Origin of the sequence: Streptomyces tirandamycinicus (assembly GCF_003097515.1) — a bacterium.
GTDB classification, from domain to species: Bacteria; Actinomycetota; Actinomycetes; order Streptomycetales; family Streptomycetaceae; genus Streptomyces; species Streptomyces tirandamycinicus.
The window spans coordinates 3,942,067-3,960,221 of record NZ_CP029188.1; the positions used below are offsets into that span (position 1 = coordinate 3,942,067).

The window sequence follows — 18,155 nt, forward strand, 5'->3', positions numbered from 1 at the left end:
CTCGTGGACAACGCAGAGAACCTGATCGCGCTGCTGGTCGCGGCGCCCCTGCTCGGAGCGGTGGTGCTGCTCCTCGGCGGCCGCCGGCTCGACCGCGCGGGGCACTGGGTCGGCACCGCGCTCGCCGCCGCCTCCTTCGTCGTCGCCGTCGTGCTCTTCGCCGACATGCTCGGCCGGCCCGGCGACGACCGCACCCTGTACCAGCACCTGTTCAGCTGGATCCCGGTCGGCGGCTTCCAGGCGGACGTCGCCTTCCAGCTCGACCAGCTGTCGATGACCTTCGTCCTGCTGATCACCGGCGTCGGCTCGCTCATCCATCTGTACTCCGTGGGGTACATGGAGCACGACGAGCGCCGCCGCCGCTTCTTCGGCTACCTCAACCTGTTCCTCGCGGCGATGCTCCTGCTGGTCCTCGCCGACAACTACCTGCTGCTGTACGTCGGGTGGGAGGGCGTCGGCCTGGCCTCGTACCTGCTCATCGGCTTCTGGCAGCACAAGCCCAGTGCGGCGACGGCGGCGAAGAAGGCCTTCCTGGTCAACCGGGTCGGCGACATGGGCCTGTCCATCGCCATCATGCTGATGTTCACCACCTTCGGCACCTTCGCCTTCGGCCCGGTGCTGGACTCCACGGGCAGGACGTCCGAGGGCACGCTGACCGCCCTGGGACTGCTCCTGCTGCTCGCCGCCTGCGGCAAGTCCGCCCAGGTGCCGCTGCAGTCCTGGCTCGGGGACGCGATGGAGGGCCCGACCCCGGTCTCGGCCCTGATCCACGCGGCCACGATGGTCACCGCCGGCGTCTACCTGATCACCCGTTCCGGGGCGATCTTCAACGCCGCCCCGGACGCCCAGCTCGCGGTCGTCACCGTCGGCGCGGTCACGCTGCTCTTCGGTGCGATCGTCGGTTGCGCCAAGGACGACATCAAGAAGGCGCTGGCCGGGTCGACGATGTCGCAGATCGGCTACATGATCCTGGCGGCGGGTCTCGGCCCCATCGGCTACGCCTTCGCGATCATGCACCTGGTCACCCACGGCTTCTTCAAGGCCGGGCTGTTCCTCGGCGCCGGTTCGGTCATGCACGGCATGAACGACGAGGTGGACATGAGGAGGTACGGCGGTCTGCGGAAGTACATGCCGATCACCTTCGTCACCTTCGGCCTCGGCTACCTCGCCATCATCGGCTTCCCCGGCCTGTCCGGCTTCTTCTCCAAGGACAAGATCATCGAGGCGGCCTTCGCCAAGGGCGGCACCGAGGGGTGGATCCTCGGCGGCGCGGCCCTGCTGGGCGCGGCCATCACGGCCTTCTACATGACGCGCGTGATGCTGATGACCTTCTTCGGCGAGAAGCGCTGGCAGCCCGACGCCAAGGGCGAACTGCCGCACCCGCACGAGTCGCCGCGGACGATGACCATTCCGATGATCGTCCTCGCCTTCGGCTCGGTCTTCGCCGGTGGGCTGTTCTCCTGGCACGAGTCGTTCGTGAAGTGGCTGGAGCCGGTCACCAGCTTCGACCACGGCCATTCGCCGCTGAGCGCCGCCACGGTCACGACCGCGACGGTCGCCGTGATGGTCCTCGGCGTCGCGCTGGCCTATCTCCAGTACGGCCGGCGCCCGGTACCGGTCACCCCGCCGCGCGGCTCGCTGCTCACCCGGGCCGCCCGCCGCGACCTCCTCCAGGACGACTTCAACCACGTGGTCCTGGTCCGGGGCGGCGAGCACCTGACCCGGTCGCTCGTCTACGTCGACCACAGCCTGGTCGACGGGGTCGTCAACGGCACGGCGGCGTCCTTCGGCGGCCTCTCCGGCCGGCTGCGGAAACTGCAGAACGGCTACGCCCGCACCTACGCGGTCACGATGTTCGGAGGTACTGCGGTGCTGATCGCCGCGACCCTGCTGATGAGGGCGGTGTAACCGACATGTCCTTCCCGCTCCTCACCGCGGCGGCGGCGCTCCCGGCTCTCGGCGCGATCGCCACCGCCGCCGTCCCCGCCGGCCGGCGCACCGCCGCCAAGTGGCTGGCCCTGCTGGTCTCCCTGGGCACGCTGGTGCTCGCGGCGGTGATCGCCGTCCGCTTCGAGCCCGGAGGCGAGCGCTACCAGCTCACCGAATCCCACGCCTGGATCAAGGACTTCGGGGTCCGCTACGAACTGGGCGTGGACGGCATCGCGGTGGCGCTGATCGCGCTGACCGCCGTACTGATCCCGTTCGTGATCCTGGCCGGCTGGCACGACGCCGACCCCTCCCCCGCCTCCGGCGGGGAGGCCCCCGCCGAGACGAAGAACTACCGCTGGCGGCCGACCCAGGGCTTCTTCGCCCTGATCCTCATGGTCGAGGCGATGGTGATCCTCTCCTTCGAGGCGACCGACGTCTTCCTCTTCTACATCCTCTTCGAAGCCATGCTCATCCCGATGTACTTCCTCATCGGCGGCTTCGGGGACCGTGCCCACGCCGGCAGCGACGAGCACGCGGCGGCCCAGCGCTCCTACGCCGCCGTGAAGTTCCTCCTCTACAACCTGGCCGGCGGCCTCATCATGCTGGCCGCGGTCATCGGCCTCTACGTGGTCGCGGGGAACTTCTCGCTGACGGAGATCGCCGCGGCCCGTGCCGACGGCACGCTGGAGATGGCGACCAACACCGAGCGGCTGCTGTTCCTCGGCTTCTTCTTCGCGTTCGCGGTGAAGGCGCCGCTGTGGCCGCTGCACACCTGGCTGCCCAACGCGATGGGCGAGTCGACCGCGCCGGTCGCCGTGCTGATCACGGCGGTGGTCGACAAGGTCGGCACGTTCGCCATGCTGCGCTTCTGCCTCGGGCTGTTCCCCGAGGCATCCGCGTGGGCGACCCCGGTCATCCTGGCCCTGGCGCTGGTCAGCATCGTCTACGGCGCGCTGCTCGCCGTCGGCCAGCGCGACATCAAGCGCCTGGTCGCCTACGCGTCGATCTCCCACTTCGGGTTCATCGTCATGGGCATCTTCGCGATGACCACCCAGGGCCAGACGGGCTCCACGCTCTACATGGTCAACCACGGGATCTCGACCGCCGCGCTGATGCTGGTCGCCGGCTTCCTGATCTCGCGGCGCGGCTCCCGGCTCATCGCCGACTACGGCGGAGTGCAGAAGGTGGCCCCGGTTCTCGCCGGCACCTTCCTGATCGGCGGCCTGGCGACCCTGTCCCTGCCGGGACTCGCGCCGTTCGTCAGTGAGTTCCTGGTCCTCGTCGGGACGTTCGCGCGCTATCCGGTGGTCGGCGTCATCGCGACCCTCGGCATCGTGCTCGCCGCGCTCTACACACTGGTCCTGTACCAGCGGACGATGACCGGGCCGGTGAAGGAGGAGGTGCGGACCCTGCCCGATCTGCGGTTGCGTGAACTGGCGGTGGTCACCCCGCTCATCGCCCTGCTGATCTTCCTCGGCGTCTACCCCAAGCCGCTGACGGACATCGTCAACCCGGCCGTCGAGTACACCATGTCCGACGTCCAGCAGAAGGACCCCCGGCCCGAGGTGGAGGCGGCCAAGTGAGCGCGACAGCTGTCCACAGCCTGTGGACCACGGCGGCCCAGCCGCTGGACAGGATTCCGACTCCGGACATCGAGTACGCACAGCTCGCACCCATGCTGATCGTGTTCGGCGCGGCGATCCTCGGTGTGCTGGCCGAGGCCCTCGTCCCGCGCAGGAGCCGGCACTACACACAGTTGTTCCTCGCCGTCGTCGCGCTGACCGCCGCGTTCGCCGCGGTACTCGGCCTGGCCGCCGGCGGCTACGGCACGACCAAGGCGGGCATCGCGGCGATGGGCGCCATCGCGGTCGACGGGCCCGCCCTGTTCCTGCAGGGCACGATCCTGCTGGCGGCGCTGGTGGCGGTCTTCACCTTCGCCGAGCGCCGGCTCGACCCCTCGGCGCACGGCAAGCGCGTCGACTCCTTCGCCGCACAGGCCGCTTCCGTACCGGGCAGCGACAGCGAGAAGGCCGCGGTCAAGGCCGGGTTCACCACCACCGAGGTGTTCCCGCTGGCGCTCTTCGCCGTGGGGGGCATGCTGGTCTTCCCCGCCGCGAACGACCTGCTGACGCTGTTCATCGCCCTGGAGGTGTTCTCCCTCCCGCTGTACCTGCTGTGCGCCGTGGCCCGCCGGAAGCGGCTGATGTCGCAGGAGGCCGCGGTGAAGTACTTCCTCCTCGGCGCCTTCTCCTCCGCCTTCTTCCTCTTCGGCATCGCCCTGCTGTACGGCTACGCGGGGTCCGTCGCGTACGCGCGCATCGCCGACGTGGTCGACGGCACCGTGCAGACCATCGACCCGGCGCTCGCCGCCACCATGGGCAACGACGTCCTGCTGCTGATCGGCGGCGCGATGGTCCTGATGGGACTGCTCTTCAAGGTCGGCGCGGTGCCGTTCCACATGTGGACCCCGGACGTCTACCAGGGCGCGCCCACCCCGGTCACCGGCTTCATGGCGGCGGCCACCAAGGTCGCGGCCTTCGGTGCGCTGCTCCGGCTGCTGTACGTGGTGCTGCCCGGGCTGAGCTGGGACTGGCGGCCGGTCATGTGGGCGATCGCCATCGTCACCATGCTGGGCGGCGCGATCGTCGCCATCACCCAGACCGACATCAAGCGGCTGCTGGCGTACTCCTCGATCGCGCACGCCGGCTTCATCCTCGCCGGTGTCATCGCGCTGACCCCGGAGGGCGTCTCGTCGGTGCTCTTCTACCTGCTCGCGTACTCCTTCGTCACCATCGGCGCGTTCGCCGTGGTCACCCTGGTGCGCGACGCGGGCGGCGAGGCCACCCACCTGTCCAAGTGGGCCGGTCTCGGCAGGCGGTCACCACTGGTGGCGGCGGTCTTCGCGGTGTTCCTGCTGGCCTTCGCCGGGATCCCGCTGACGTCGGGCTTCTCCGGGAAGTTCGCCGTGTTCCGGGCGGCCGCGGAGGGAGGCGCCGGAGCGCTGGTCGTGGTCGGTGTGATCTCGTCCGCGATCGCCGCGTTCTTCTACATCCGGGTGATCGTGCTGATGTTCTTCAGCGAGCCGAGGCCGGAGGGCCCGACGGTCGCCGTCCCGTCACCGCTGACGATGACGACGATCGCGGTCGGCGTCGCTGTCACGCTGGTGCTCGGGGTGGCACCGCAGTACTTCCTGGACCTGGCGGGCCAGGCGAGCGTGTTCGCGCGGTAGGCGGCGGTCCGCGGGGTTCCTGTCCCCGCACGGCCGGCGCCAGGGCCCGGCACCCCTCCGAGGGGTGCCGGGCCCTCGTGCCGCCCGGGTCCACCCGCCCGGCCGGGCCGCCCGAAAGCGACTACGCTCGGTCATGGGGCGAGGCCATCGGTCGAGGAGGATCGTCATGATCGACCAGTACCAGGAGCCCGACTACACCACGCCCTCGCAGGCCGAGGGAGAGGACCGGGAGTCGACCGAGGAGCAGCACCCCGACGTCGCCCGGACCACGCCGTCCCAGGCCGAGGGCGAGCGCATCGCGGACGACAGGACCTGAACGGGCGGTCACCGGGCGGGAGCAGGGCGGGGACAGGGCGGCGTCGCGAGGGACCCGCCGTCAGCCGGCGGCGGGCGCGATCCGGCCGGTGACCTCGCCGAGGCCGACCTTGACGCCGTCCGGGCCGGGCGCCCACGCGGTGAGGGTGACCTCGTCCCCGTCCTCCAGGAACGTCCGCTTCCCGTAGGGCAGCTCGAGCGGCTCACTGCCGTTCCAGGTGAGCTCCAGGAACGAGCCGCGCTGATGCACGTCGGGGCCGCTGACCGTGCCCGAGCCGTAGAGGTCCCCGGTGCGCAGCGAGGCGCCGTTGACGGTCATATGGGCCAGTTGCTGGGCCGCGGTCCAGTACATGGTGGCGAAGGGCGGCTCGGACACGATCTGCCCGTTGACGGCGACGGAGATGCGCAGGTCGAAGCCGCCCGGCTCCTCGTCGTTCGCGTCGTCGAGGTACGGCAGCAGGCCGAAGTCCCGGGCGGGCGGGGAGACCCGGGCCGCGTCCAGGGCCTCCAGCGGGGTGACCCAGGCGGACACCGACGTGGCGAACGACTTGCCGAGGAACGGGCCGAGCGGCACGTACTCCCAGGCCTGGATGTCGCGCGCGGACCAGTCGTTGAGCAGCTGCAGCCCGAAGACGTGGTCGCGGAAGGCGTTCAGCGGGACGGGCCGGCCGAGCTCGGACGGGGTGCCGACGACGAAGCCGACCTCCGCCTCGATGTCCAGCTTGACCGACGGGCCGAAGACGGGGGCCGCGTCGCCGGGGGCCTTCCGCTGCCCGGAGGGGCGGACGACCTCCGTACCGGACACGACGACGGTTCCCGAGCGCCCGTGGTAACCGATCGGAAGGTGCTTCCAGTTGGGGGTGAGCGGCTCGCCGTCCGGGCGGAAGATGCGGCCCACGTTGGTGGCGTGGTGCTCGCTGGCGTAGAAGTCGACGTAGTCGGCCACCTCGTACGGGAGATGGAGGGTCACCGAACCCAGCGGGTGCAGCAGCGGCTCGATGTCCCGGCGGTGGGCCGGCACCGTCACCCAGGCCGTGAGCGCGCGGCGCACGTCCCGCCAGGCGGTGCGGCCGGCCGCGAGCAGCGGCCCCAGGTCGGGCTGGGCGAGCAGTGCCGCGTACGGGGAGCCGAGGGTCTGCGCCGCGGCTCCGGCGTCGAGCACATGGCCGCCGATCCGGACCCCGAGCCGGCGCCGGTCCGGCTCGTCCGCCGTGGTGAAGACGCCGTACGGGAGGTTGTGCGGGCCGAAGGGATCGCCCTCGGCCAGATCGAGCGGGCTCTGCTCGGGCATCGGTGCTTGCCTCGCTTTCCACGGGTGTGGAGGACACGTTACGTGGAGTGTGCAGCCGGCGTCAGGGCCCACCCGGACACCCGGCGGGGCCGCCCGTCCCGTGCTTCCGCCGGCGCTCTCGTCAGGACTCAAGCCCGTGCTCCCGCCAGGGCTCCCGTCAGTCCGCGGTCCGGGGGATCCGCTTCTGCCAGGTGCGGTGGAAGACCACCTCCCGGCCGAGCCGGCACACCAGCTCGTCGGTGGTGAGGAAGTGCTCCCCGTCGCAACCGATGTCCGAGTGCGTCTCGACCGTCGTGTCCCAGGCCTGCTCCGGGCGGTGGAGGCGGATCGACCACTCGGAGCGGGTACGCGCGGACAACGGGTCCCGCTCCCGGATCGCATAGGACTCCGTGCTGCGCGCGGTGTACTCGAGGCCGTCCGGGTGGACGCGGGTGCCGCCGTCGTGGGAGAGCTCCAGCCGCCATTCGCCCTGGGCGACATCGCGGACGATCAGGCGCCCTGGGTGCGGTGGATCGAGCGTGACGGCGGTGACGACACCGGGCGGCCCGGCGTGCTGCGGGGCCTCGAAGGCGATGGTGCCGGGCGTCGCCGGGCCGGCGGGGGCGGTGCGGACGGGGAGTTCGAGGAAGGAGCCGTCCGGGTCGAGGGTGAAGCCCGCGGAGTCCGCCCGCGGCCAGATCCAGGGCCAGTAGGCGGAGGAGACGGCCAGCCGGACCCGGTGGCCCGGGGCGAAGGCGTGACCGGCGGCGCCGAGCTCGAAGACGACGTCCTCGGCGGTGCCCCCGGGCCGGTCGCCGGCGCGGTCCCGCCCGGCCCGGGGCGGCAGGTCGAGCGCACCCCGGGTGACCAGCGTCGACGAGCCGTCGGGCGCCACGTCGCACAGCCGTGCGACGGCCTGGCCGTGGGGGGCTCCCGGGCCGAGCCGCAGGGTCACGCACGGCCGCCCCAGGATCTCCGTCCGCTCCGCGACCGTGAACTCGAAGCTCACGGATTTCGCGTCCTCGTCACGCTGGTCGGGCGGAAGGTCGGAGTCCTCACCCAAGGGCGTGAGGCTCCCGGCGTCCAGCCCGGTGTGCTGAGGGGAGTCGACGATCAGCGGCGGGCCCTGGAGCGCGTACGCCACCGGGACGACCCGGGGCGACGGCCACACGGGCTCGCCGTCCCACCGTCCGGGCAGTTCGTCGTACGCCGTGGCAGGCGGGTGGGAGTCGGTGATCCAGAAGCGGAGCAGCGGTTCCGCCATCACGCCGGTGCGGGTGTCCGTGCCGGTGCCTGTTGCTGTGCCCGCGCCCGCGCCCGCGCCCGCGCGTGATGCTGTGTCTGTGTCTGTGTCTGTGTCTGTGTCTGTGTCTGTGCCGGTGCCGGTGCCGGTGCCCGCGCCTGTTGCCGTGCCGGTGTCCGTGCCCGTTGCTCGGCCGGTGCCGGTATCACCGGGGGTCCGGGCCGCGTCCCGCCGCTCCGGGCCGCCGCCCTGCCCGGCCCGCGCCGGGGTCTCGTCCCGCAGCCAGTGGTCCCACCAGCGCAGCGTCTCCTGGAGGAAGCCGATCCAGGGACCGGGCGGCAGTTCCTGGTCCGGGTACGCGTGCGGCCAGGGCCCGATGATGCCCCGGGTCCGCGCCGGGTCCAGCTCCCGGACCAGTCGCAGGACCGTGTCCCGGTGGGGGTCCTGCCAGCCGCCGACGGCGAGGACCGCGGCCCGGATCGCGCCGTAGTCCTCGCGCACGCTGCCGTTGCTCCAGTACTCGTCCCGGGTCCGGTGGGCCAGCCAGGTGTGGTGGTGCGGTTCGAGCGCCTCCATCCGGGCCTGCCACAGCGGGCGCCAGTCGTCGCCGGTGTGCAGCGGGTCGGGCGGCCGGGCGCTGAGGGCGAGCAGGGCCGCGGCCCGTGAGGCGGTGCCCGCCGCGGTCACCGCGCCGCCGATGCGGTGGACGTCGCCGTCGTACCGGTCGTCGGTGCAGCAGACCGCGACGACGGCCTTCAGCGGCTCCGGCGCGAGCGCCGCGATCTGCAGGGCGCAGGTGCCGCCCCAGGAGACCCCGAACATCCCGACGCGACCCGTGCACCACGGCTGCCGGGCGAGCCATTCGACGACGGCGGCCCCGTCCGCCGGGACGGCCGCCGTGTACTCGTCCCCGGGCACGCCCTCGCTGTCGCCGTGGCCGCGGACGTCGACGCGCACGGACGCGTAACCGTGCCCCGCGTACCAGGGGTGGCGCCCGCGGTCCGGGGGCGACGTCCAGTCGCCCGGCCGGAAGGGCAGGTACTCGAGCAGGACCGGTACGGGCTCGTCGGTGACCGGCCGCCAGACGCGGGCGTACAGCGCGGTCGTGCCGCCCGCGGCGTCGGGCACCGGGATGCGCAGATCGTCACTCCGGGTCTCGTACGGGTAGTCGCTGCGGATCTTCACGACGGCGGTCCCGGCGGACTGGGCACCCTGGGCCAGGGGCCCGCGACCGCCCGGCGGAAGGGGAGGTGGCGGCGTTCCGCGGGCCGGTGCGCACCCGCTCCCGTAGGCACGATCGAGATTTCGGACAAGGCTCTCACATCCAGTCGTATCAGCTGATCAAGAACATACCGGGGGAGGCGGGAAGGCGCCCATGGTGATCGAAAGGCGACCGGATACGCTGACTTGAGTGGTGGCAGCGACACATCGACAATCCGTGTGATCGTCAGCAGACAGGAGTACCTCTCGTGACCGTCGTCGGGCCGTTCGGGCTGAGCGTGCGGGACCAGGCTCTTGAGGCCGATGTCCAGAGCGGATTGGCGGCCGTGGAGTCGGGGCTGCTCGATGCCACCAAGAGCGAGGTGCCCTTCATCACGGAGGCCGCGCAGCACCTCGTACGGGCCGGCGGGAAGCGGTTCCGGCCGCTCCTGGTGATGCTCGCGGCCCAGTTCGGCGACCCCGACGCCCCGGGTGTGGTGCCCTCGGCGGTCGTCGTCGAGCTGACCCACCTGGCGACGCTGTACCACGACGACGTGATGGACGAGGCCGAGGTGCGCCGCGGGGTGCCCAGCGCCAACGCCCGCTGGGGGAACTCCCTCGCCGTCCTCACCGGCGACTTCCTCTTCGCCCGGGCCTCGCACATCCTGGCCGACCTCGGCCCCGAGGCCGTCCGCATCCAGGCCGAGGCGTTCGAACGCCTGGTGACCGGCCAGATCCTCGAGACGGCCGGTCCGCGCGACGGCCGGGACCCGGTGGAGCACTACCTGGACGTACTGCGCGGCAAGACCGGGTCGCTCGTCGCCGTCTCCTGCCGTTTCGGGGCGATGATGGCGGGCGCCGACGAGCGGATCACCGCCGTCCTCACCCAGTACGGCGAGCGCCTCGGCGTCGCCTTCCAGCTCGCCGACGACGTCCTCGACATCGCCTCCGACTCCCACGAGTCCGGGAAGACCCCCGGCACCGATCTCCGCGAGGGCATCGCCACCCTCCCGGTGCTCCGGCTGCAGGAGCAGGCCGCCGCACACGGCCGGCCGGAGGACCTGGCGCTGGTCGAGCTGCTCTCCGGTGATCTGACGGACGACGCCCGGCACGCCGAGGCGCTGGCGGGACTGCGGGTCCATTCCGCCCTGGAGCAGGCCAGGCGCGACACGGTGCGCTACGCGCAGGAGGCCCGCGCGATGCTGGCGTCGCTCCCCGAGTGCACCGCGAGGGCCGCGCTGGAGGAGCTCTGCGACGCGGTGGTCCACCGCGCGGGCTGACGGCCTGACCGTCTCCGGACCCTCTTCGGAGGGGTGACCGGAGCGGTGGCCGGAGGGGTGACCTGAGGCGGGGTGGTCCCCCGCGCGTGCCGTGCCCCGACCGCCCGACCCCTACTGGAATCGCGCCCGAACCGGCCCCCGGGTCATACCGCAGCAGTACGCGGAGTTGATCCCGGGGGCTGACGCGTGCGTCGGCGCGTTTTGGTCAGATGGAGGGCAACCACTCCTCACCGAAGCGACCGGCACGGGTGAGAATGGCGGCGCGAGTGGACTCGTGCACTGGACGGACGACGCCGCCGACCACGGAGGTAGGGCACACCATGGCACCGAACGACACCGCACGGACCACCGACGAGGCAGGGGAGGGCAGCGTCGTCCGCCGGAAGGCGGCGCGTTACGCGGTCCCGGTCGCGGTGGCGGGGGTCGCCGCGGCGACCATCGGGCTCGTCCCGGCGCTCGCCGCGTCCGGTGACCCCGATCTGCCGGACGTCACGGCACAGGAACTCATCGCGAAGATCGCCGCGTCGGACGCGGAGCAGCTGTCCGGCACGGTCAAGATCACCACCGATCTGGGCCTTCCGTCGCTCGCCGGGCTGGCCGGGGGCGTCGCGGACGGCCTCGCACCCGGCGGCGGCGAGGGCGGCTCGTCCGCCTCGCCCGACGCCAGGCTGATGGAGCTGGCGTCCGGCACCCACACGCTGCGGATCGCGGCAGACGGCCCGGACCGGCAGAAGCTGTCGATCCTGGACGACGCGGCGGAGTACAGCGTCATCCACAACGGCGACGACGTCTGGGCCTACGACAGCAAGTCCAACGAGGTCTACCACGGCGAGGGCGCCGGGGCGGCCGCCGAGCGGGAGCACCCGGCTCCCCAGGAGCCGCCCGCCACCCCGAAGGAGCTCGCCGACGAGGTGCTGAAGGCCGCGGGTGACACCACCTCGGTGACCGTCGACGGCACGGCCCGGATCGCCGGACGGGACGCCTACCAGTTGCTTGTGAAGCCCAAGCAGAGCGGCTCGACCGTCGGCTCCGTCAGGATCGCGGTGGACGCGCGGAACGGTGTGCCGCTGAAGTTCACCCTGCTGCCGAGCGGCGGCGGGAAGGCCGTGGTCGACGCGGGCTTCACCAAGGTCGACTTCTCCCGGCCGCCCGCGTCGACCTTCGACTTCACCCCGCCGAAGGGCGCCAAGGTGACCGAGGCGGACGAGCTCCACGACCGGGAGGAGGGGGCGTCCGAGCACGGCGAGGGCCTGAAGGGACTGAAGGGCCTCAAGGGTCTCGAAGGCCTGGGGCCCGTCGGCGAGGACGGCCGGGCGGTGAACGTCATCGGCGAGGGCTGGACGGCCATCGCGGAGATCAGGACCTCCGGCGGCGAGGGCTCCACCGCCCCGGAGCCGGGCGACGCCCCGCCGGAGGCCCAGAAGTTCCTGGAATCCTTCGGCGACCGCGTGAAGGGCGACTTCGGCACCGGTACGGTCTTCAAGACCCGTCTGGTCAACGCACTCATGACCGACGACGGCACGATATACGTCGGCGCGGTCACCCAGGACGCCCTCGTCGGGGCGGCGAACGCGGCGAACGCGGCGCGGTAGGACCGGCGGAGGTGCGGGGCGGCTCCACCGCGCCCCGCACCTCTGTGCGTGCGCCCTGCCCACGCAAAGGCCGGGAGGCCGGGAGGCTCACGAGCTCACGAGCTCACGAAGGGGGGACGCATGACCGGCGTCGCCGTCATCGAGACGCGCGGGCTCACCAAGCGGTACCGGAGCGGCCCGCCCGCCGTCGACCGGCTCGACCTCGAGGTGCCCGCCGGGAGCGTCTTCGGCTTCCTCGGGCCGAACGGATCGGGCAAGACGACCACGATCCGGCTGCTGCTCGGGCTGGTCGCGCCGAGCGCGGGCACCGCGACCGTCCTGGGGGCACCCATGCCCGGTGCCGCGAGGGCCGTGCTGCCCAGGGTCGGCGCGCTGATCGAAGGCCCGGCGCTTTACGGGCATCTGAGCGGCCGGGACAACCTCGTGCGGTACGACGCGGCGGATCCGACGGCCGACCCCCGCACCCGCCGTCCCCGGGTCGCCGCGGCGCTCGACCGGGTGGGGCTCTCCGCGGCGGCGTCACGCCGGGCCGGCACGTACTCGCTCGGCATGAAGCAGCGCCTCGGACTCGCCGCAGCCCTGCTCCGGCCGCGCAGCCTGCTCGTGCTGGACGAGCCCACCAACGGCCTGGACCCGCAGGGCATGCGGGAGATGCGGGCGCTGATCAGAGGACTCGCGGCGGACGGCACCACGGTCTTCCTCTCCTCCCATCTCCTCGACGAGATCGAGCAGGTCTGCACCCACGCCGCCGTGATGAACCGCGGCGCCCTGATCGCGCGGGGCTCCGTCGCCGAACTCGCCGCGCACACCCGCGGACGGCTGTCGGTCACCGGACCCGACCCCGCGGACGCCGTACGCGTACTGAAGGAGCTGGGCGTCACCGATCTGGCCGTGGTGGGCGACCGGGTGACCGGGGACCCGCCCGCGGAGGCCGAACCGGCCGACATCAACGCGGCGCTGGTGCGGGCGGGGGTGCGGGTACGGGCCTTCGGCCGGGAACGGGCCTCTCTGGAGGACGCGTTCGTGGCCCTGACGGGGGAGGGCTTCGATGTCGCGGGCTGATCCACGCCCCGGGGCGGCGGAGACCGCGGGGACCGCAGGGGCCGATGGGACCTCTGGGTCAGCGGGGTCCGGTGTGACCTCCGGGGCGCCTGAAGGGGAACGGGTGGACGCTCTTCCCGGGACGACGAGGACCGCCGACCGGTCCGCGCGGCCGCTGTGGACCCTCGGCCTCTTCCGCTCCGAACTGGCGACGACCTTCCGCCGCCGGCGCACCCTCGCTCTGCTGGGCGTCCTCGCCGCCGTGCCCGTGCTGATCGGCTTCGCCGTCAGGGCCGAGACCGCGGGCGGCGGTTCGGTCGGCGACGGCGGTGGTCAGGGACCGGCGTTCTTCACCCAGATCACCCACAACGGCCTGTTCCTCGTCTTCGCCGCACTCGCCGCGACCCTGCCGGTGTTCCTGCCCATGGCGGTCGGTGTCGTCGCGGGGGACGCGATCGCGGGCGAGGCGAGCAGCGGGACGCTGCGCTACCTGCTCGTGGCCCCCGCCGGCCGGACCCGGCTGCTGCTCGTCAAGTACGCGACCGCAGTGGCCTTCTGCCTGGCCGCGACCCTCGCCGTGGCGGTCTCGGCTCTCCTGGCCGGAGCCGCGCTCTTCCCCGTCGGAGAGGTCACCACCATCTCCGGAACCCGGATCTCCTTCGGGCAGGGGCTGTTCCGCGCCCTGCTGATCGCGGTGCTGGTGGCCGTGTCGCTCACCGGGCTCGCGGCATTGGGGCTGTTCGTCTCGACGCTCACCGGGAGCGGTGTCGCGGCGATGGCGGCGACGGTCGGGCTGGTCGTCACCGCGCAGATCCTGGACGCCGTTCCGCAGTTGGACGCGCTGCACCCGTACCTCTTCCCGCACTACTGGCTGTCGTTCGCGGACGTGCTGCGGGAACCGGTCCTCTGGGACGACATCCTGCGCAACCTCGGGCTCCAGGGCGTGTACGCGGCGGTGTTCGGCTCGGCGGCGTGGGCGCGGTTCACCTCGAAGGACATCACCGCCTGACGGCGCGGTACGGCCTGACGGCGTGGTACGGCCGGGCAGGGCGCGTCCGGCCGGGCAGCGTGGTACGGCCGGGCAGGGCGCGTACGGCCGGGGGCGCCTCCGGCCCGGGGGCGACCGCATGCGCACGCGGTGTCCGCGTGCGCATGCGGCCCGTGGGGGGTGGGTCCGGAGCCGCCGGTTCAGAAGGTGAGCCGCCAGCTGTCGATGTAGCCGGTGTCGTAGCGGGCCACGTCCTGCACCCTGAGCTGCCAGGTGCCGTTCGCGGTCTCGCTGGAGGCGTTCACGGTGTACGTCGCGATGACGTTGTCGGCGGAGTCGCTGCTGCTGGAGTTCTTCAGCCGGTACGCGGTGCCGTCCGGCGCCAGCAGGTCGACCACGAGGTCGCCCCGCCAGGTGTGCTTGATATCCACGCCCACCTTGAGGGTGGCCGGCGCGTTGCCCGTGCGGCCGGACACGGTGACGGGCGAGGTCACCGCGGCGCCGTTGTCCGGAATGGCGACGTCCTGGGTGTTCTCGAAGACGTCGCCGGGCGGCACGGTCGACCCGGCGGACAGCGCCCAGACGGCGTGCGCAATGGCGTCGCTGTTGCGGTCGAGCGCGGTGTCGTTGATGTTCGACGTGGTGTCGCAGGACGAGTGGTAGCAGCGGTCGAAGGCCTGGCCGGCCGTCCCGCCCCACTTCTGCGCCTGCGCGCTCGACTTGGTACGGCTGGCGCCCGTGAACAGCCCGCCCACCGCTATCCCGACGTTCTTGAACGAGGCATGGTCCGAACGGCCGTCGCCCTCGGTCTCGATCTCGGTCGGCACACCGATTCCGGCGTAGAAGTCCTTGAACGTCTGCTCGATCACCGGGTCGTCGTCGTACACGAAGTAGCCCGGGTTCGGCGACCCGATCATGTCGAAGTTGAGATAGCCGGAGATCTTCGAACGGTCCGCGGACGAGAGGTTGCTGACGTGGTACCGGGAGCCGACGAGCCCCAGTTCCTCCGCACCCCACCAGGCGAAGCGCAGATGCTTCGCGGGCTGCAGCTGGGCCCGGGAGACGGCCAGGGCGGTCTCCAGCACACCGGCCGAACCGGAGCCGTTGTCGTTCATGCCCGGTCCCGAGCTCACGGAGTCCAGGTGGGCGCCTGCCATCAGCACCTGGTTGGGGTCGCCGCCCGGCCAGTCGGCGATCAGGTTGTAGCCGGTGGCGCCGGAGGAGGTGAACTGCTGCACCGTGGTGGTGAATCCGGCCGCGTCCAGCTTGGCCTTCAGGTAGTCGACCGACGCCTTGTAGCCGGGCCGACCGTGGGCGCGGTTGCCGCCGTTGGCGCCGGCTATGGACTGGAGTTCGGACAGATGTGCCTTGACGTTGGCGAGCGGGATGTCCGGGGCGGCGAGCGCCGCCGGGGAAGTGGCGGCGCTCACCCGGGAGTCGGGCGCGGCGGCGGGTGGTCCGCCGGGTGCCGCCGCCGCCGGAACCGCCGCGGTGAGCAGCCCGGCGAGGGCGAGTGCCGTGGCGGCGGCGGTGCGTCTATGAGCGGAGTGACTCATGTGGGGGCTCCGGATTCCGTACGGGGACAGGACGGAACGTGCGAGACCCCCTGCGACGACGGCGTCGCAGGGTGCTGGAGCTGTGCGCGGTGCGGCTGTGTGCTGAATGTTCAGCGAGATGGTGACTGACCGTCAAGGGCGGAAACCGGTCAGTCGGGTTCGATAGACGGACATCCCGGAACGATCAACTCCGCCAGCCGCTCGGAGCGGAATGCGACTGCCGCCGCTGCGTGGTGCGCACCATGGACCGCCGGCCGGACGCGCGGGTGTGGACCTCGCCGCCACGGCCTGTGGGCTGCGTGGGACGGTCACACGGGGTTGGTGGGCCGGTCGCGGGGGGCGCCCCTGCCCGGCCCGGTGCCCCTCGTGCCGTGTGGCTTCCGGTGCGGGGCCGTCGTGCGCGGGTGCCATGCCGCCGAGCCGGCCGGGCAGCCGGTGCCGCTCGCGTACCTCTGCCGGGAGCGGCCCCGCGGGCGTCCGCCGTGTGCTTCGACGGCTTCCGTCGGGATCGGCTCCGGGTGCGGGCGAGGCTTCCGGGTGTGGCTCGGTTGCCGGGGTGTGCGGGGTGTGCGGGGTGTGGGCCTGTTCTCGAGGTGCGCGGGTGCGCGGGTGCCCGGGTGCCCGGGGCGTGGCTCCGTTCTCGGGGTGCTCGTGACTGTCTCGGGATGCTCGGTTGCCGGGGTGCTTGAGGTGCGAGCCTGTTCTCCGGGCGCGCGGGCGCGCGGGTGCTCGGGTGCTCGGGTGCTTTCGGCGTCGTTCTGCCCTCGGGGCGCGCCGGAGGAGTGAAGCCGCCGCCCCGGTACCCGCTGGAGGAGCGGCCGTCCGGCGAGTCCCGGGCCGATGGCCTCCTCGTGCGGGTCGTCCGGATGCCGGACGGCGGCCGGATACCGTCATGCCCGGCGACTGCGCCCCCGTGCCCCTCGGCGGTCAGGGCTCCGCGCACGGTGACCCCGCTCCGGCAGGTCCCGTTCCGGCAGGTCCCGTTCCGGCAGGTCCCGTTCCGGCAGGTCCCGTTCCGGCAGGTCCTGCTCGGCAGGGGGTGGTCCCGCCCCCCGTGCCGCTACGAGGTGCCGCACGATTCGGTCCATCGGACCGGCAGAGACGCGAAGGACGGGCCCACTCGGGCCGAGCGCGACGGACGGCCCCACCCGGGTCGACAGTCGTCGGCGGCATCCGCGGCATCCGCGGCATCCGCGGCATCCGCGGCATCCGCGGCATCCGCGGCATCCGCGGCGCAGGCCCGCGGTCCGGTCGCCGCCGCCCGTACCCGCAGCGCCGTCGTCAGGCGGCGGGCTCCGGACGCCGCTCGGAAGCCGCCTCCGGGGCCGCCGGAGCCTCGGGTGCCGTGCCCGCGGCGGCCGCGGCGCGGGCCTCGGCCGCGAGGCGCGCCGCCTCCGCCCGGACCCGCCGGGCGTTGCGCAGCGCGTCCCAGGTGAGGATGGTCAGGGCCAGCCAGACCAGCGAGAATCCGGCCCACCGCTCGGCGGGCATGGCCTCGTGGAAGTAGAGGACACCCAGCAGGAACTGGAACACCGGCGCCAGGTACTGCAGCAGCCCCAGCGTCGACAGCGGCACCCGGATCGCGGCCGCGCCGAAGCAGATCAGTGGGACGGCGGTGACGATCCCGGTGGCGGCGAGCAGCGCGGTGTGCCCGGCGCCGTGCGCGCCGAAGTCGGCCGCACCCCGGGAGCCCAGCCACAGCAGATAGGCGAGGGCCGGCAGGAACTGCACCGCCGTCTCGGCCGCCAGCGATTCGAGGCCGCCGATGTTGGTCTTCTTCTTCAGCAGCCCGTAGACGGCGAACGAGAAGGCCAGGATGAGCGAGATCCACGGCGGCCGGCCGTATCCGGCCGTGAGTACCAGCACCGCGGCGAAGCCGACGCCGACGGCCGCCCACTGCGCGGGCCGCAGCCGCTCCTTCAGCAGCAGCACACCCATGGCGATGGTGACCAGCGGGTTGATGAAGTAGCCCAGCGACGCCTCCACCACCTGGCCCGCGTTGACCGCCCAGATGTAGACACCCCAGTTCACCGTGATCACCGTGGCGCCGACGGAGATCAGGCCGAGCCTGCGCCGGTCCCGAAGCAGGGGGCGCAGCCATCCCCAGCGGCGCAGCACCAGCAGGGCGATGCCGACGACCGCGAGTGACCAGACCATGCGATGGGCGAGGATCTCGACGGCTCCGGCCGGCTTCAGCAGCGGCCAGAAGAGGGGGACCAGGCCCCACATCCCGTAGGCGCCCATCCCGTACAGCAGGCCTATGCGCTGCTCGTTCTCCGCCTTCACCGAACCTCCTGCCGCCCCGGCCGCCTGTGCCGCCGTGTGCCGCCCATGCCGCCCTGTACTGGTCGAAGGTAGCGCCGGGCAGGGCGCGATGTCATGTCCGTATCGCTATACGGTCATGACGAGGCGATCGGCGGTGCGCCCGGACGGCGTGGCCCCCCTGACGACGGCCCGGACGGTGTGGCGGTTCCCCCAGTGCGACGGCCCGCTGACTGCGAGCGTCCGGGCC

The 18,155-nt window shown here is 72.5% G+C and carries 12 protein-coding genes; 8 read left to right on the forward strand and 4 right to left on the reverse strand.

What is annotated here, in order from left to right; translation table 11 throughout:
- Positions 1-3: 3 nt before the first annotated feature.
- From nuoL to DDW44_RS32105, 4 genes are all read left to right on the forward strand, one after another.
- Positions 4-1,908 (forward strand): NADH-quinone oxidoreductase subunit L, encoded by a 1,905-nt coding sequence (gene nuoL / locus DDW44_RS17505; protein WP_017948732.1) that lies wholly within the window; start codon positions 4-6, stop codon positions 1,906-1,908.
- Between the two features lie 5 nt (positions 1,909-1,913).
- Positions 1,914-3,512 carry an NADH-quinone oxidoreductase subunit M gene (locus DDW44_RS17510; RefSeq protein WP_017948733.1) on the forward strand — a complete coding sequence of 533 codons (1,599 nt, stop codon included), beginning with the start codon at positions 1,914-1,916 and terminating at the stop codon, positions 3,510-3,512.
- Positions 3,509-5,158 carry an NADH-quinone oxidoreductase subunit NuoN gene (nuoN, locus tag DDW44_RS17515; protein WP_108907017.1) on the forward strand — a complete coding sequence of 550 codons (1,650 nt, stop codon included), beginning with the start codon at positions 3,509-3,511 and terminating at the stop codon, positions 5,156-5,158. Before DDW44_RS17510 ends, nuoN begins: the two co-directional genes overlap by 4 nt.
- A gap of 166 nt (positions 5,159-5,324) precedes the next feature.
- Complete coding sequence (locus tag DDW44_RS32105) at positions 5,325-5,474, forward strand: hypothetical protein (protein WP_167455503.1); 150 nt, start codon at positions 5,325-5,327, stop codon at positions 5,472-5,474.
- Between the two features lie 60 nt (positions 5,475-5,534).
- Here DDW44_RS32105 and fahA read toward each other — a convergent pair whose 3' ends face one another.
- Positions 5,535-6,764 carry a fumarylacetoacetase gene (gene fahA / locus DDW44_RS17520; protein WP_108907018.1) on the reverse strand — a complete coding sequence of 410 codons (1,230 nt, stop codon included), beginning with the start codon at positions 6,762-6,764 and terminating at the stop codon, positions 5,535-5,537.
- Positions 6,765-6,921: 157 nt separating this feature from the next.
- The gene (locus DDW44_RS17525; protein ID WP_108907019.1) at positions 6,922-9,171 is read right to left on the reverse strand and encodes a CocE/NonD family hydrolase; all 2,250 of its coding nucleotides are present in this window, start codon (positions 9,169-9,171) and stop codon (positions 6,922-6,924) included.
- A gap of 284 nt (positions 9,172-9,455) precedes the next feature.
- On the opposite strand from DDW44_RS17525, the gene DDW44_RS17535 reads away from it, so the two are divergent.
- The 4 genes from DDW44_RS17535 to DDW44_RS17550 all read left to right on the forward strand — a co-directional run bounded on the left by DDW44_RS17535 (position 9,456) and on the right by DDW44_RS17550 (position 14,108).
- A complete protein-coding gene (locus tag DDW44_RS17535; RefSeq protein ID WP_108907021.1) occupies positions 9,456-10,466 on the forward strand; it encodes a polyprenyl synthetase family protein in 1,011 nt (336 codons plus the stop codon).
- Between the two features lie 320 nt (positions 10,467-10,786).
- Entirely contained in the window at positions 10,787-12,058 is a 1,272-nt protein-coding gene (locus DDW44_RS17540) for a LolA family protein (protein ID WP_108907022.1), read from the forward strand.
- A gap of 120 nt (positions 12,059-12,178) precedes the next feature.
- Entirely contained in the window at positions 12,179-13,120 is a 942-nt protein-coding gene (locus DDW44_RS17545) for an ABC transporter ATP-binding protein (protein ID WP_108907023.1), read from the forward strand.
- A gap of 103 nt (positions 13,121-13,223) precedes the next feature.
- Positions 13,224-14,108, forward strand: a complete 885-nt coding sequence (locus DDW44_RS17550; RefSeq protein ID WP_108907024.1) for an ABC transporter permease — start codon at positions 13,224-13,226, stop codon at positions 14,106-14,108.
- Between the two features lie 179 nt (positions 14,109-14,287).
- Here the strand turns inward: DDW44_RS17550 and DDW44_RS17555 are convergent, their stop codons facing one another.
- A complete protein-coding gene (locus tag DDW44_RS17555) occupies positions 14,288-15,643 on the reverse strand; it encodes a M28 family peptidase (protein ID WP_108907025.1) in 1,356 nt (451 codons plus the stop codon).
- A 1,281-nt stretch (positions 15,644-16,924) separates the two neighbouring features.
- Positions 16,925-17,929 carry an EamA family transporter RarD gene (rarD, locus tag DDW44_RS17565; protein ID WP_108907026.1) on the reverse strand — a complete coding sequence of 335 codons (1,005 nt, stop codon included), beginning with the start codon at positions 17,927-17,929 and terminating at the stop codon, positions 16,925-16,927.
- Positions 17,930-18,155: the final 226 nt, after the last annotated feature.

What these genes read in the sequence shown, in the direction of transcription:
- DDW44_RS17510 (WP_017948733.1), top strand. Translation starts at nt 1,914, where the DNA reads ATGTCCTTCCCGCTCCTCACCGCGGCGGCGGCGCTCCCGGCTCTCGGC.
- DDW44_RS32105 (WP_167455503.1), top strand. Translation starts at nt 5,325, where the DNA reads ATGATCGACCAGTACCAGGAGCCCGACTACACCACGCCCTCGCAGGCC.
- DDW44_RS17555 (WP_108907025.1), bottom strand. Translation starts at nt 15,643, where the DNA reads ATGAGTCACTCCGCTCATAGACGCACCGCCGCCGCCACGGCACTCGCC.
- DDW44_RS17540 (WP_108907022.1), top strand. Translation starts at nt 10,787, where the DNA reads ATGGCACCGAACGACACCGCACGGACCACCGACGAGGCAGGGGAGGGC.
- DDW44_RS17545 (WP_108907023.1), top strand. Translation starts at nt 12,179, where the DNA reads ATGACCGGCGTCGCCGTCATCGAGACGCGCGGGCTCACCAAGCGGTAC.
- fahA (WP_108907018.1), bottom strand. Translation starts at nt 6,764, where the DNA reads ATGCCCGAGCAGAGCCCGCTCGATCTGGCCGAGGGCGATCCCTTCGGC.